The organism is Planococcus sp. RAB007_Raresut (assembly GCF_057369535.1).
On record NZ_JBXYIF010000004.1, the window covers coordinates 66,325 to 81,038 of the forward strand.

The following is a 14,714-nucleotide window of genomic DNA, read 5'->3' on the forward strand; positions in this document are numbered from 1 at the left end:
AATTTAATTCTTAATATTCTATATTTTCAGTTATCTTTTTAACTTAAATTTTTTTACTAATAAAGATTTATTAAATTGTTTAAGATGCAGAGAAATCTTTTATGAGGGTTTAGCCATCCCCCATCCCATCAATTCTTTTTGAACGACTTCCAGTGTCAGAAGCAATTCTTTAATTTCCGGTACAGACAGGATTTGGGTGTTTTGCGAATTATACTCCCAGCTTTTCGTAATTTGTTTACTGCCGTCCGTAAAATATGGCTTATAATTCAAGTCCCTGTTATCTGCCGGCAGCCTAAAATAATCACCCATATCGACGGCGCTCGCCATCTCTTCACGGGAAACAAGTGTTTCGTACGTTTTTTCCCCATGCCGTGTGCCGATTACGTTTATCGGGTTTGTTGCCTCGAAAATTTCAAGCAGCGCTTTTGCTAAGTTGCCAATTGTAGCGGCAGGTGCTTTTTGAACAAAAATATCTCCTTGATTTGCGTTATTAAAAGCGAATACCACCAACTCCACCGCGTCATCGATTGACATTAAATAACGTGTCATTTCCGAATCCGTAACTGTAATCGGTTTGCCCTCCTTTATTTGTTCAATAAATAACGGAATCACCGAACCTCTTGAGCCCATTACATTTCCATAACGCGTTGCCATAATGATGGTATCTGCTAAATCGGCCATCCGTGATTTGGAAACGGCCACTTTTTCCATCATCGCCTTAGAAATGCCCATGGCGTTAACTGGATATACAGCTTTATCCGTAGATAGTACGGTAACTTTTTTAACTTTATGCTGTATGGCTGACATCAAAACGTTATCTGTGCCAACGACATTAGTTTTCACGGCTTCCATTGGAAAGAATTCACACGAAGGAACCTGTTTTAAAGCCGCCGCATGAAAAACATAATCGACCCCTATCATGGCATTATGAATACTCGAAATATCTCTCACATCACCAATGTAAAACTTAACTTTATCGTTTTTAAGTTCTCTTCTGAGATCATCCTGCTTTTTTTCATCCCTTGAAAAAATCCGTATTTCCTTGAACTCGGATTTAAGAAACAATTTTAAAGCTGCATTTCCGAATGATCCGGTTCCACCTGTAATTAATAAAGTCCGATCTTTCAACAATACAATCAACCCCTTTTCATGATGCCATTAATTTTGATAAGGTTTGAGTGAAAATTTTGGATTCGCTCTTAAATCAATGTTTTGAAATATGCAGTCTTTATAACAGAGAAAATAGTTTTACTTATTCCAACTGAACCTCTTGCTATCAACTTTTCGCTCTCCAGCGATAATCCTTTTGAAAAGCAAGTAGTATCCTTTCAAAGGAATACCAAATATTAAATATCCTTTAAAAGCACCCAATATCCAAGTAAACTGGATGACAAATATAGCCGCTATCCCTATTAGAATCTCTTTTTTCTCGAATATACGCGAAGCTAAAATCACTAAATATAAAGAGTAGAAAAACGCCATAGACAACAGCAAGGCAATAGCTGCCTTAATATCAATAACTGCCAACAATAAGAAACTTAATAGAGTTAAAAGTGAAAACAAGGGCACCAGATGCGGTACTCTTATCGATTCTCCATGCTTTACAGCAGTTTTTATACGCCAGTAACCATAATTAAAATATTGCTTCGCTAATTTCTTCAGCTTATTTCGAGGAAAATAATCTACGACTATAGTGGGGTCCATGATAATTTTTTTATTTGTAATTTTTCTTAACCGACAATTTAATTCAACATCTTCGTTTATGAGCCAGTGCTCATTCCAGCCGCCAACTTTAAGTAAATCTTCCCTTAACCAGGCTCCTGGAAATAGGGTATCTACTTCCATGCGCTTTTTACTGAACCGGAAATGAGCACCGCCCAGCACCCATCTACTCGATAGAGCTTTAGATACTATTATCGATTTTTCATCATACCCTTTGGTGTTGGTTCTTCCTCCAAAATTACAGTATTCTGTAGAATGTTCGACCAATTGATTATATACGCGACTAATGTAATCTTCTGAAAAAGTACTGTGAACATCTATTCTAATAATATATTTGCCACTGCTCTCTTTAAGTCCGATATTTAAAGCGGAGGAAATATAACGTTTAGGATTGTTTAATATTTTCAAATTAAACTCTCTGTATTTTTCGTTCAATTCTCTCAATTTCTGCAGTGTATCGTCTGTAGAATTACCATCCACTACTATTATTTCCATATTCTCACGGGATATGTCTTTTTGATTCGCCAATGCTTTAAATAAAGATTCTATAAAAAGCTCTTCGTTATATACAGGGACAAGTACACTGATATTCACCATAACTTCCTCCGATCGTAAAGCCAGTGGATTTTTGACACCAGATTTTTATAGGCTATTGAACATGGAGACTATCTTTCTCACCTGCACTTCGTTATTTTTGTGCTCAGACACAAATTTTTTGGCTGCAACCCCTTTGTTCTTTAATTCTTCATCTTTTTTAGCCAGCACTTCCTTCAACTTCGAAAGAATTCCTTCTTCCTCGTCGATAACATAGATGTGCTCACTATATTCTTCAGGAATACCATCTAACATGTAGGCTATAACAGGAGTACCTGATGACATATACTCCATAATCTTTGAGGGAAAGCTGAATTTAGTGTAATGCCCTTTATTGGTCCTTGGATTAACAAGCAATGTTGCGGATTTCTGCAGTTGTAAAACTTCCATTCTTTTTAAGAGTCCCTTATACAGTATGCGCTTGTCTTCTTCACTGGCCTTTTGAATGGTCGACTCGGCCTCACCTTCTCCGCAGATTACTAATCTAAGATGATCGCCTTCCAACTCCCTAAAAGCATTGAGCAAATCCAATACACCGAACTTTTCATACAAGCTGCCTGAATACAATATGGATTTAATTTCAGGGTTTTCTTTTACATTCTTTTCTTCATTTGGCAAGTTAGGAGCGATGCCTTCCACAATTACGTAGGGAACAGTAATGTTCAACGCTTCTTTCATCTGTTCGGTCAATAAAACATAGCTGTCAATGAATTTTAAATTTCTATCGATTTCCTTGTGTTGTATGCTTTTGTATATTTCATGAAGAAACTTAGTTTTACCGGTCAAATTCATAAATTGAGGGAGGTCAGGAACTATTAAACATGTTTTAACTTCGGCATTAAGTTCTTTGGCGTATCTCAACAGTTTCGTGAAAGTAGCATTCACCGAATAAGCTATTATCACTTTTTTTCTTTCTCCACCAGAATTAACCCAACCTTTCAAATGGGATTTTAACGCCTGATACCTGCTGGTGTTTTTTAGTATGGGAAGATTCAGGAAACCGACATTCAAATCTTTGAACGACTCCGAAAAATGTGAGAACTCAAAACTGTTAATCTTCATTTTTTTATATCGTCGGGGAAATGAACCGATAAAAATACTATTAAGTATCTTCGGAGGATATTTCAGGTTCTTATCCAATCCTTTCACTATTTCCCATTGAAGGTTATTAGCAGCGTTTTCCACGAATCCTACTGAATGTGATATCACTTCTTCTTCAATTTCCTGCGGAAAAAGTCCCCCTAAGAATAATACGTCCAATTCTCTCATTCGCCACCTCCAACTCGGTCATTAAAATGAAAACCTGTTTTATGACCATTATCTTTAAGTCTGATAAACATGATCGAAAACAATAAAACTTATTTTTAAGAAATATTCAAAAAATTTAATAAATTAAGATAATGATACCACGCCTTTTTAACTATGTCATCATTAAAAAATAAAAAAATAAAAAAACACTGTGCTAAAATAACTATTATTTGTAAGATTTCTTCGGAAATAAGGAGTAATCATTAAAAATCACTGTTTTCATGCTATATAAAAAACCTTTCCGAGTGAGCCGGAAAGGTTTTCGCTGTTGTTACTATGTTTAGACCATGCTGAATATCTTTCTCCATATCATAAGCATATAACTGTTCAAAACAACTCTTGCATCTTTTTCAAAAATTGAATTCACTACACAATACAATACCGTTAGTACAAATAGAAGCACCCCGCCGATCAATACAAACTCCAAATAAGAATCAAAAGAAAGTTCAATTCCTGCAAATATATAAATCATGACTAGTGTGAAGAAAACATTATACAGAAGTCTTCTGAAAGTAATCCAACTTGATTGCACTAATATTTGCCTGTTCGTATATAAAATTATATCGGCAGTCCGGAACAGCAATGCAACCAGCGAAGCAAATAGCACCCCATACACCCCCCAGTAAAAGACGAGTGTAAGTGAAAGCACAATATTCAGAACCATCTCGATAATAGCACTCACTTTTGTCTGGCTGAAATGGCCAGTTATGGTTACCAAGAGGACACTCGGCCAACGCACCGCACTAAGTATATTTACTACAAAAAATAATACAGCTAAATAGGCATCCAAATATTCTATATCCTCGACATTGGCCGTGTATATCTCCAAAAAAGGCAGTATCAACAGATAGGCCGTTGTTAAGACACTGCATGCGATGGCTATGTAATATACTTCAAAGAAATTGTATATACTTTTAAACTTTTTTTGATTTTCGGTATACAATTGCCCTAAACCTGCGGTAAGGCTGGTGGCCAAAATGTTCGGGAGGAAGCCTGCTTGCATAAAAATCATATTGTAAATCATATAGACACTTGCCTCTTTCAAACCTAAAAATGCAGAAATAATCAATACGTCTGTATTTGCAAAAATCACTCCAGCAATTTGGTGGACCATTACAGAACTTTTTTGTGAAATTGCCAGGTTATCCGGAACGGCTTTAAAGCTGACTTCGGGATATCTTTTTTTAACATACCTATGTACCGCTAAAAGCTGCAATATGCTGACCAATGCAAAAGTTGCTTGAACTGTGATAACATCATAGCCTTGTATAATTAAGACAATTCGAATGATATTGGATAGCAGATTCGAAACTGTACTGATCGTAGTCAAAATATAAAATTTGTTATCTGCATGCAAAAGCACATTGTATTTTCCTTGGATAAAAAAACTTAGAAATGAAGAAATCCCCGAGAGAAGTATCACCATAACAATTGTAAAAAAAGATATTGGAGTTTCGATAAGTAAGGGATACAAGAAAATAACGATCGATAAACATGCCAAAAAATAGATGCCGGCTTTCTTGTAATAAGTGTCGGTAGCCGAGAGGATTCCATTGATTTTTTTCTGGTTCCTCTCAGAAATCGGCTTATATAAAGCTTGAATTGATGCTGCACCTATACCCGCTTCAAACAGATTGATATACACAAAAATTCCCGCTACAGAAAAAATCAGTCCATTTACTTCAGATCCAAAATAATCAATATAAAGCTTAGGAATCAGCACCGCAAAAAAAACTGTTAACAGTTTGCTTATGATATTAGTAAGTATGTTTAAAGATACGCTTTTAGTTTTCATTCTCTACTTCCTTCATTTAAATATAGTTTCAGAAGATGATTCATTAAAAATCTTGAGAAAATGAATTATAAAAAGAAAAACAATAAAAACATCCAAGATGGAAACATACTTAAGCCAAAAGCATAAAACAGCCATATAAATTTAATTAACACAAGTAATAGAAAATGATTATCTTTAAAAAAATAAAATCCCCGGAAGTGTGAATTTATTTTATAGATAATAAAAATAAGAAACAGCAGCGTTCCGATTAAACCGAAATTCAAAAGCATATCTATAAACACTTGATGCGACACCATGGAAAAGAGAGATTCGTTAAAGCCGCCATCAGTTAAAAAATTTCCGCCAAACAAAATATTTAAATTAGGCTGATCAGAAAAATAATCCAGATGCTTTGACCAAATGGTAGTTCTGTTAGAAGTCAAACCTGCAAGATTGCCTCTATCCAACCCTGATCTCATACTTTCCAGACGAAGAGCGGCGTTTGAAATAATAGGAATTTTTTCCGACAGATATAATTGATACAGTATGAACAAAGCCATAGCACTTGCAGCCAGTAAAATAATCTTTTTCAGATAGCCACTCAGAAGCAAAAAATAAAGAATGATCCCCAATCCATTGCACAACAGCGCAGTGATGCTGACTGAGGCTATGAGACCCATATAAAGAATAACCAGGATAATCACTCTGGTTACTTTGTTCATGTTCTTAAGAATTAAGACAGAAAATATCGCAATATTAGTGAAAAATCCAAAGTAATTCGGATCCCCAAACGACCCTAGAAATCTCGACACTTCAATCCACTGTCCATTTAAATAGACACTGCCGGATTGTTGGTCACTTAAACTAAGTACTCCATAAAAAACAGAAAGGACTGCAGCATATGCATAATATTTAAAAAATAATTCCAAATTCAACTTATCTTTAAGGAACACGGAAATATACAATACAACGAAAGAAGTATCAAGAATTGTCATGACAGCAAAGCGAACATCATAAAAAGCGATAACGAACAGTGAATATAAAATTATCAAGACCAAAGGAACAGTTAAACTCCTGTCAAAATGAATTCTTGCCTGCATTGCAAGTTTTAAAAAAAATAAAACAGTATAGAGCCTATAGACAGAGATTTCACCTGGGAGTATCAGTTGGCTGTAATAAAAAATGAATAAAGGCAAAAACAAATAGAATTCTTTTTCTTTTAACAGAAGTATAATCGCCATCAATATGAATATTGAAGAACCATAAGTGAATCCACCACCAAAATAAGCAAAAAGAGCAACCAGATAAGCTGAAGACAGTACGAGAATAGTCGCAGTGTTTTTTATCTTTCTACTTTCTACGGAAGCACTCATTTGAACCCCCCTCGTTCTCCCATATACTCATTCTAGTAATGCATAAAATTTTTTTATGATATCTTCATTACTGAATTTTGTTTGCCCCAAATTCTCTTTCCAATATGGCAGTAAAGCTGGACGATCAAGAATTTGTTTAATTCCCGAATAAGTGCTTTCGTCGTTATTTTCGATTATCATGCCATTAACACCGCTCTCAATTTGCTCTTCCGCTGACGCATACTTCGTAACCAATGCCGGAATGCCTAAAATTTGCGCTTCCGTTACAACTATTGGTTTACCTTCATATCTTGATGGCAAAACGAATAAATCACATTGCCGGTAAAAAGGGTACGGATTTGTTTTTTTCCCGAGAAGTATCATGTCATTTTGCAACCCTGCCACGTCAATCATCGTCTCTAACTCTTTCCGGTCTTCTCCATCACCCACAATATACCATTTGAATTTATATCCCTCACTCTTCAGCCTTTTCATCGCATTAACGGCTCTGTCCAATCCTTTTGTTTCGATGGACAATCTGCAGACTGTTAAAACTTTCATGACAGCTTCAGGAAAGTCTGCCCAATCAGGTTTTTCTTCAGCTTTCGATAGAATAAACTTTTCAGATAAGATATTTTCAATAAAAAATGATTTGCTCGCCAGCTCAGGAAATACAGAAGTGAAATTAGCTAAACATGTACTCGATACACAAATCATGGCATTGGTTTTATTAAAAAATCGTCTATCGATTTCTGGAATAAAACTGCAATTTTTATAATCAGTATGAATCCAGTTTATTCTCTTGTCCGCTTTCACCTTTGTATCGTCTATGACAAATGCATTTGCCCAAAGCTCAAGAAAACCGATTGCCGCGTCGTAATTTTCCGTAACCCCTTTAGAAATCGAAGCCTGGGCATATGCCATTACCTGCATGTTCAGGCCCAGCCTTCTTTTATATTTCATCTGACTGGCTACCGCCCGCAGCAAATACCCATTCTTCAGGGTTTCCCTTATTTTCACGAAATTCCCTACATCCCGGAAAGCCTGAGGCAAAATGTTCACCTCTGGCGGAATATCCTTAAAATGATCCCCGGTTTTTCTATACAATAAAAGATCTACATCATATAAACTGTAATCAATTGTATTCAAAAGGTTCAACAAGCTCGTCGTGCTGCCCCCAATATTCATTTCAGGATAGGCTATTAAAATTTTCCTTTTCACGCCACCCACCCTCCTTCGGATTTTGTTGAGTCCAATTGGATACAATAATATAAATGAATATAATACTGAATATTCAGATATTAAAAACCATCATTATACCCATATTTCCGACTTAACTGTTCTTTTAAAATATCCTAATCAGTAGCATACACTTCATATAACCAGTATATCAGTCACATTACAAAAAGTATTCCGAATTGTTAATTTATTATCAGTTATACAAAAGATTTCCTCTTGTTTTACATAAACTCGGCTACACTAAAAAATTAAATTTGTTTATTCTTAAATTCTTTTATCCCTTTATTCATCAGCGTATAGGCTTCGTACCAATTTTTCTCTTTTTCAAATTCATCTCTGTGTTTTATGGCAAATCGCAAGCTCAGAACTTTCGCTAACTTTGGAGAAAGATTGGTATAAAACGCCCCTTTGTCTTTAAAGTATTTTTCTGTATAGCCATTGAACCATGTCGATTCTTCGTGAGAGACCGTCCCTATAGTTTCCTTAGAAGAGAATATTTTTAATCCCTTCTTCAAGCATTCCCCCAGGAACAAGCTGTCTTCCCCTGCACTATATTCAGCCCCTCCTCCAAATAATAAAGAAAAATGTACATTCGCCTTTCTAATCGACTCTAGTCGTACAGCGAATTGATAAGTGCCATACTTAAAACAATTGTGAAAACCAAGCTGTTTATTTTTTTCAATCAACTGGGTTTCTCTTTCGGAATTACTGCTCGGCACATTAAAGATTATGAGATCAGCTTTAGTGTTCTTCCTGAATTCATCCAAAATTACTTTTTCATAATCCTCAAAATATACAACATCATCATCTGCGAACAGCAGTATTTCATTCGAAGCTCTTATTAATCCGTTATTCCGGCTTTTCCCGATTCCTCTTTCGTTGAAAGTCAGAAACTCTATAGTATGATTGCCACGTTCCAATCTTTCAAACTTATTGAAATCACTCTGATTGATTATAATTGCATCTGAATTTATATTCATCTTTTCAATCAGATCATGATCCTTCTGAAACATAGTTGAAACTATCACTTGTAACTTCACATTTTTCGCCCCCGTTCTTCTTTAAGCTGTTTTTCTGAAATAAATAAGCCGTATTCAGCAACCTTTACGGCTTCAGGATACGACCTCTTAAAAATTCTTCTGATAAAAATAAGACTATTTCTTTTAATGAATCAGGATGAATCCCTTTTTGTACAGAGCACTCATCTCGCTCCATGCCCTGTAAACACTATTTTCGCTGTAAGAAACATGATTTTAAAATCCAATATCATACATTTGTTGTTTATATAATACAAATCATAGTCAAGCTTTTCAGCTGGAGTTAGTTCATAGCCACCGTTAATTTGCGCCCAACCGGTAAGACCAGGCTTAATCGCCATTCTATCGGAGAAATTAGGCACCTCTTTTTCGAACTCTTTAATCAGTTCGGGCCTTTCAGGTCTCGGTCCGATTAATGACATATCCCCTCTAAGCACATTCCATAATTGAGGCAATTCATCAATACGAGTTTTACGTATGAATCTTCCCACTCCGGTAATCCTGTCATCATTGGCAAGCGCCCATTGAGGACCATTCTTTTCCGCATCCGAATACATCGAGCGCAATTTATAGATTTTAAAACACCGGCCGTTTTTCCCTAATCTTTCCTGTGAGTAAAAAGGCGATCCTTCACTTTCAATTACAATCAAAAAAGCGAAGACCGAGATTATTATGATAACCAACGGAATTGTTACTAAAATAAAAAAAGTCCCAAGTGATTTCAACTTCAACACGCCCCTCCTGTTTTATGCTCCTCGGGATAAACATACAAAAATCTTAAGTTGTGTTACTGCTTTTACTGAGTCTGATATCCTTGATAAAAGCAACAGTGGCGTGTACCTGATATAAAAATATTCACTTTGTTGTTTCGCGCGTTTATATATTGGCGGGTGTGACTTTCCATAGACAGCTAAAGCTTTTAGAATGGTATTCATTATTTTCACAAAAACACCTATCCATGATTTTCCTATAAGTATTTTATTATGAATAAACTAAATATATAATAAATTAAGATAATGATAGCACGCCTTTTAGGCTATATCAATACCTAAATATTCTGAATACTTTTAATATATAATAATAAAGAACTACTTAGTGCTATGCACAGTGTTTCGTAAAGCTTGCCTTAGTTCCTTTAAAGCTGTATCGGAATGACTCAAATCTATTCCATTAAAAAAACCACCTCATCCCTGAAGTGGTCTTCCTCTCTACTGCCGTATAAACAACTGCGTATGGTAAATCCCGTACGAGCCGCCTTTGTAAATCCCAACGCCTAAATGCGTATAATCCTTATTCAAGATATTCGCTCTATGGCCCGGACTGTTCATCCATGAAGACATAACACTTTCAGCACTGCGTTGTCCCGCAGCAATGTTCTCGCCTGCCGCTGTATATGAAATTCCGCGCAGCTTAAGCAAATCAAACGGACTGCCGTATGTCGGTGATTGGTGGCTGAAATAATTATTGTCAGCCATGTCTTTCGATTTGAGCAATGCCGCGTCCTGCAACCCTTTGTGCGGTTTCAGTGCAGGCGCACCGACTTTCGCTCGTTCCTGATTGACCAAGTTCATCACTTCGGTCATCATTGCTGCCTCTCCGGCCGGAACTCCCGGTGATGTCGGAGCTTCTGCATTCAAATTGCGGTAGATGAATACCGCCATCTGCACGCGGTCGACGTTTTGATTCGGACTGAATGTCGTCTTCGTCGTGCCGGTCGTAATGCCGTTATGGACCAGTGTATCAACATACGGATAATACCACTGCGACGCCGATACATCTGTAAACGCCTTGATTCCTGAACCTGATCCTTTCAGATTGAATGCCTCTACCAGAATCTTGGCAACTTGCGCGCGGGTCGCCGGCTGTGTCGGATTGAAGTTCTTATCCTTCGAGAACACGCCGATGTCAACAAGCGCCGCGATTTCCGCATAGCCCGGAGTTTTCGGCGTTACATCCTGGAAGTTCGGATCCGGACGATTTGCAGTCGAGATGCCGAGTGCCCGGACAATCATCATGGCACTCTGCGCGCGCGTCACCGAATCATGCGGCCGGAAAGTGCCGTCCGTATGCCCCTTGATGATCCCTTTATCCGCCAAAGCCGTAATCTCGGTATATGCCCAATAATTCTTCGATACATCTGAGAACGACGAAGCGGCCGAGGTCGGCGCTGCCGTGAATATAAAGAGCAGCAAAGCTGTTGCTGCAATAAATTGAAACTGCTTCAAAAGTGCTTGCGTTTTGTTAGTCATAGTTAGCTCCTTCAGCATATTTTTAGTTTCTTCTACGAAATTTATTATAGCCTATTAAATAATATAATAGGAAACTTTATACAAATAGTAATGAAAGAGTTATTATTGTAACAAAACTTATAGATACATTATTGAAAACTCAAAAATTAACACCAAGCCTACTAATAATGAACCTTCTTCGACTCCGACGTATCCAGCAAAATCTTCAATTGCTTCACCGTGTACTTCAGATAAACATAATAAAGCTCACCATAATCTGTCCTGCCAAAGAACGGTGCTGCCATTGCTGGTAATGGAGACCTTGCTTCGTTTCGGTCGCGTCTTTGCGTCTTAGAACACAGCTCCGTAAGTTCGACCAGCATCTCCCTCGGCACCGGATAATCACCCCGGTTATCGACACCTCATGGCTCCTCTTTTCGACATCCTGATAACTATACAAATACAGATCCTATCCCATTTGCATTTCTCCCTTCTTCTATATAAATCGGTGAAAAATGACTGCCCCTAACCCAATACACCATTTCCATTCAATGAATAGAAAAAGGAATAAGTGGTAGAGGCAATCATTGGTAGCTGCATAAGCTTCTGAAATGATCATATAAGAATTTGTAATAAATGAACTGAAATTTTTTGGCTTAATCAAATTACAAAAGCCATCTCTGATAACTTTTCATACAGAGGATATGACGTTGCATTAACTTCTATTTGTTTAATAGAGTAGTATCACAATATCTCAACAACTTTCAGTCATTCACTATATCTGAAATTTGATACCATCCATATTCATCTGCCACAATCGTATACGTTTTATTACGCTCCTCCAAAGTCCATTCTCCTGCTGCATTCATGAAATCGAAAGATTCATAAGTATGGACTAAAGCATAGCCCTCATGAATTTCAGTTCCTGTAATCGTTGTATCAATAAAATCGAAGATCATCCCTTGTCCGCTGATTTCGTAAATATAATCCGCAATTTCTTGATAAATTTCACTTTCATATAACAGCATGTCCGATACGTAAGAGAAATCTTCATACGCTAGGGCTATTTCATAATAGTAACGGAATTCCTCAACAAAGATACCTACTGACTGCTCATCGAAACCAGAGACTAATTCTTCATCGAACTGCCAATCTTCTGTGTAATCATCCTCTGCAAAAGTTTCATCTTCATAGCTATAATCTTCATTATCGTAGGCTTCATAGTCATAATCTTCGTATGCTTCTTCCTCATACTCAACGGGTTCTTCGGAAACGATTATATCTTCCTCTTCATAAGCCCATTCTGAATCGTAATCATAGACAGTTTCATCTTCATAATCATATTCCTCTAACCAGTCAAAATAATCGTAGCTTTCATATACACCGAATACTGACGCAACGGCGGAAGCTGACATGGGATTATTAATCCAGTCAGTCAACGAATCATGGACGGAGTGCAAGGGAATGGAAAAGCCAATTGCGTTGCCGTCAGTATATAGAAGAGAATTGATACCAATAACTTTTCCGGTTTCCGCATCGATTAACGGGCCTCCACTGCTCCCCGGAGCTATCTGTGCATCAATCTGGTAAATATCCTCATACTCAAAGTCGAAACTGATGTCCCGGTCCACCCCCGTCAAATAACCAATTGACGCCGAATTCTCAAAACCATTCGGGCTGCCCAGCGCAATTACCTCAGAACCTACATCCGTAACTTCCATTTCCACAGGCAATGGTTTCTGTCCTTTATAGGCACCCACTTCGATGACTGCTATATCTTCAATATCAGAAATGCCAATCACACGTCCAGGTTCTTCCACCCCCTCACTATTACGCACCAATACATCCGTAAAGCCAGCCACTACATGAGCGTTTGTAACAACCATACCGTCGTTGTTGAATAAAAAACCAGAACCAATTCCATTATCTGTAATGATCGTATACACTTTCTTCTGTGAAGCTTTGATAATTTCCTTCTTCCCATTTGTTATAGAATGTTTTTCGGTAACGCTTTTACCGATTGCCGGGCTATCGAAAGCTGTTTCATTCGTTATATATTGGTGAATGCCAAATCCGCTTCCAGCTGCCAAAAGTAGAGTTAGTATAAAAATTGTCACTTTTGATTTCTTAGTTGTTCCTGACTGTGTTCCCGCTCCGCAGCTCTTACAGAACTTAGCCGTAGCATCGATTTGTTCCCCACATTTTATACAAAACATAGAGCCACCCCTTCATTCTTCTTTGTTAGAATAATTATAAATTTAATGAAGCTAAAAGACTAGTCTTATTTTACTATTTAACTTGAAAGAATTTCATTCCTTTTACTGGTTGCTGAGGTTTTAATCTTCCAATCTAAACTAGGCATTTCCACAGAGGCTAATGATGTTTTCTATTTAAAGATCATACAGATCCAGCCGCCCCAACCCTAATCACGTGTAAAATCCCCACTTTTCTTATATCCTTGTACTTATCAACACTATTGGAGGGATCTAACCATGAAGATTGAAATGTGGACAGACTTTGCTTGACCGTTCTGCTATATTGGCAAACGGCGTCTGGAAGACGCCATTCAGAAGATTGACCATCCGATCGAAGTGACTTACAGAAGCTTCGAGCTGGACCCGACGATAGAGCGGGATATCAAAGAAAATATGCATGAAAAGCTTGCCAAGAAATACGGCATGACAATCGAGCAAGCGAAAGCGAATACAGATAATATGGTCCAGATGGCGAAAGAATCCGGCCTGGATTATAAAATGGATACGCTGATTCTGACGAACACCTTCGACGCCCATCGCCTGACCATGTTTGCGAAAGAACACGGCTTGATGGCCGAAATGACCGAACGCATTCTCCATGCCTACTTCACGGAGTCCAAGCACATCGGCGATCACGAAACCTTGGCGGACCTCGCTGCCGAAATTGGCCTCGACCGCGAAGCCGTCATAGCGATGCTTGCCAGCGGCGACATGACGGATGCCGTCCGCGCGGATGAAGAAGAAGGCCGTCAGATCGGCGTTAACGGAGTGCCGTTTTATCTGATCAATAAAAAATATGCCCTCACCGGGGCACAGCCGACTGAGCTGTTCGTCCAGGCTTTGCAGCAAGTTATTACTGAAGACGAAGCGGCTAACGCGTGACCAATAAAACTAAAAGAAAAGCTGTCACCAGAAACCCTATGGGCTTTCTGGCGACAGCTTTTTCATATACGCAATTATTGTGGAGATTCTGCATTATTCTAAACTATATCAACATCTTTCATCGCTTTTCGCCTGCGAAAAGCATCCATTCAGTCTTTTGAATTTGATATTTGAAGGAATGGCCGCCTTATTGGGGCTGATTAGGGTTTTATATAACATTTTTCTCATATTTAGCGTCTGAATATCAGGAGATATCCGTAATCAGGGCATTAATCGGGCGTTCAAAAAAATATTCAGGCGCTCAGTGATTTATTCGGGCGTTC

The 14,714-nt window shown here is 37.8% G+C and carries 11 protein-coding genes; 1 reads left to right on the plus strand and 10 read right to left on the minus strand.

The features are described 5' to 3' along the window. Window positions 1-99 precede the first annotated feature (99 nt). The 10 genes from AC2Q9J_RS09255 to AC2Q9J_RS09300 form a co-directional block, all read right to left on the minus strand. The gene (locus AC2Q9J_RS09255; RefSeq protein WP_499039246.1) at window positions 100-1,131 is read right to left on the minus strand and encodes a polysaccharide biosynthesis protein; all 1,032 of its coding nucleotides are present in this window, start codon (window positions 1,129-1,131) and stop codon (window positions 100-102) included. A 117-nt stretch (window positions 1,132-1,248) separates the two neighbouring features. Then, complete coding sequence (locus AC2Q9J_RS09260) at window positions 1,249-2,316, minus strand: glycosyltransferase family 2 protein (RefSeq protein ID WP_499039248.1); 1,068 nt, start codon at window positions 2,314-2,316, stop codon at window positions 1,249-1,251. A 48-nt stretch (window positions 2,317-2,364) separates the two neighbouring features. Beyond that, window positions 2,365-3,585 (minus strand): glycosyltransferase family 4 protein, encoded by a 1,221-nt coding sequence (locus tag AC2Q9J_RS09265; RefSeq protein ID WP_499039250.1) that lies wholly within the window; start codon window positions 3,583-3,585, stop codon window positions 2,365-2,367. Between the two features lie 319 nt (window positions 3,586-3,904). Further along, window positions 3,905-5,419 carry a lipopolysaccharide biosynthesis protein gene (locus AC2Q9J_RS09270; RefSeq protein WP_499039252.1) on the minus strand — a complete coding sequence of 505 codons (1,515 nt, stop codon included), beginning with the start codon at window positions 5,417-5,419 and terminating at the stop codon, window positions 3,905-3,907. A gap of 65 nt (window positions 5,420-5,484) precedes the next feature. Further along, on the minus strand, window positions 5,485-6,771 hold the full coding sequence (locus tag AC2Q9J_RS09275) for an O-antigen ligase family protein (protein ID WP_499039253.1): 1,287 nt from the start codon (window positions 6,769-6,771) through the stop codon (window positions 5,485-5,487). 27 nt (window positions 6,772-6,798) lie between these two features. Then, window positions 6,799-7,971: a glycosyltransferase gene (locus AC2Q9J_RS09280; RefSeq protein WP_499039255.1), complete on the minus strand. Its 1,173-nt coding sequence runs from the start codon at window positions 7,969-7,971 to the stop codon at window positions 6,799-6,801. Window positions 7,972-8,237: 266 nt separating this feature from the next. Beyond that, window positions 8,238-9,029: a glycosyltransferase family A protein gene (locus AC2Q9J_RS09285; RefSeq protein ID WP_499039257.1), complete on the minus strand. Its 792-nt coding sequence runs from the start codon at window positions 9,027-9,029 to the stop codon at window positions 8,238-8,240. Between the two features lie 161 nt (window positions 9,030-9,190). Beyond that, entirely contained in the window at window positions 9,191-9,757 is a 567-nt protein-coding gene (locus AC2Q9J_RS09290) for a sugar transferase (RefSeq protein ID WP_499039259.1), read from the minus strand. 477 nt (window positions 9,758-10,234) lie between these two features. Continuing rightward, window positions 10,235-11,275 (minus strand): S-layer homology domain-containing protein, encoded by a 1,041-nt coding sequence (locus AC2Q9J_RS09295; RefSeq protein WP_499039261.1) that lies wholly within the window; start codon window positions 11,273-11,275, stop codon window positions 10,235-10,237. Window positions 11,276-12,018: 743 nt separating this feature from the next. Further along, window positions 12,019-13,470 (minus strand): trypsin-like peptidase domain-containing protein, encoded by a 1,452-nt coding sequence (locus tag AC2Q9J_RS09300; RefSeq protein ID WP_499039263.1) that lies wholly within the window; start codon window positions 13,468-13,470, stop codon window positions 12,019-12,021. A gap of 321 nt (window positions 13,471-13,791) precedes the next feature. Between AC2Q9J_RS09300 and AC2Q9J_RS09305 the strand changes: the two genes are divergently transcribed. Then, window positions 13,792-14,391 carry a DsbA family oxidoreductase gene (locus AC2Q9J_RS09305; protein WP_499039732.1) on the plus strand — a complete coding sequence of 200 codons (600 nt, stop codon included), beginning with the start codon at window positions 13,792-13,794 and terminating at the stop codon, window positions 14,389-14,391. Window positions 14,392-14,714 lie beyond the last annotated feature (323 nt).

Bases quoted from the DNA above. Each gene is read 5' to 3' on its own strand.
- AC2Q9J_RS09265 (WP_499039250.1), bottom strand. From the start codon at position 3,585: ATGAGAGAATTGGACGTATTATTCTTAGGGGGACTTTTTCCGCAGGAA.
- AC2Q9J_RS09270 (WP_499039252.1), bottom strand. From the start codon at position 5,419: ATGAAAACTAAAAGCGTATCTTTAAACATACTTACTAATATCATAAGC.
- AC2Q9J_RS09275 (WP_499039253.1), bottom strand. From the start codon at position 6,771: ATGAGTGCTTCCGTAGAAAGTAGAAAGATAAAAAACACTGCGACTATT.
- AC2Q9J_RS09295 (WP_499039261.1), bottom strand. From the start codon at position 11,275: ATGACTAACAAAACGCAAGCACTTTTGAAGCAGTTTCAATTTATTGCA.
- AC2Q9J_RS09300 (WP_499039263.1), bottom strand. From the start codon at position 13,470: ATGTTTTGTATAAAATGTGGGGAACAAATCGATGCTACGGCTAAGTTC.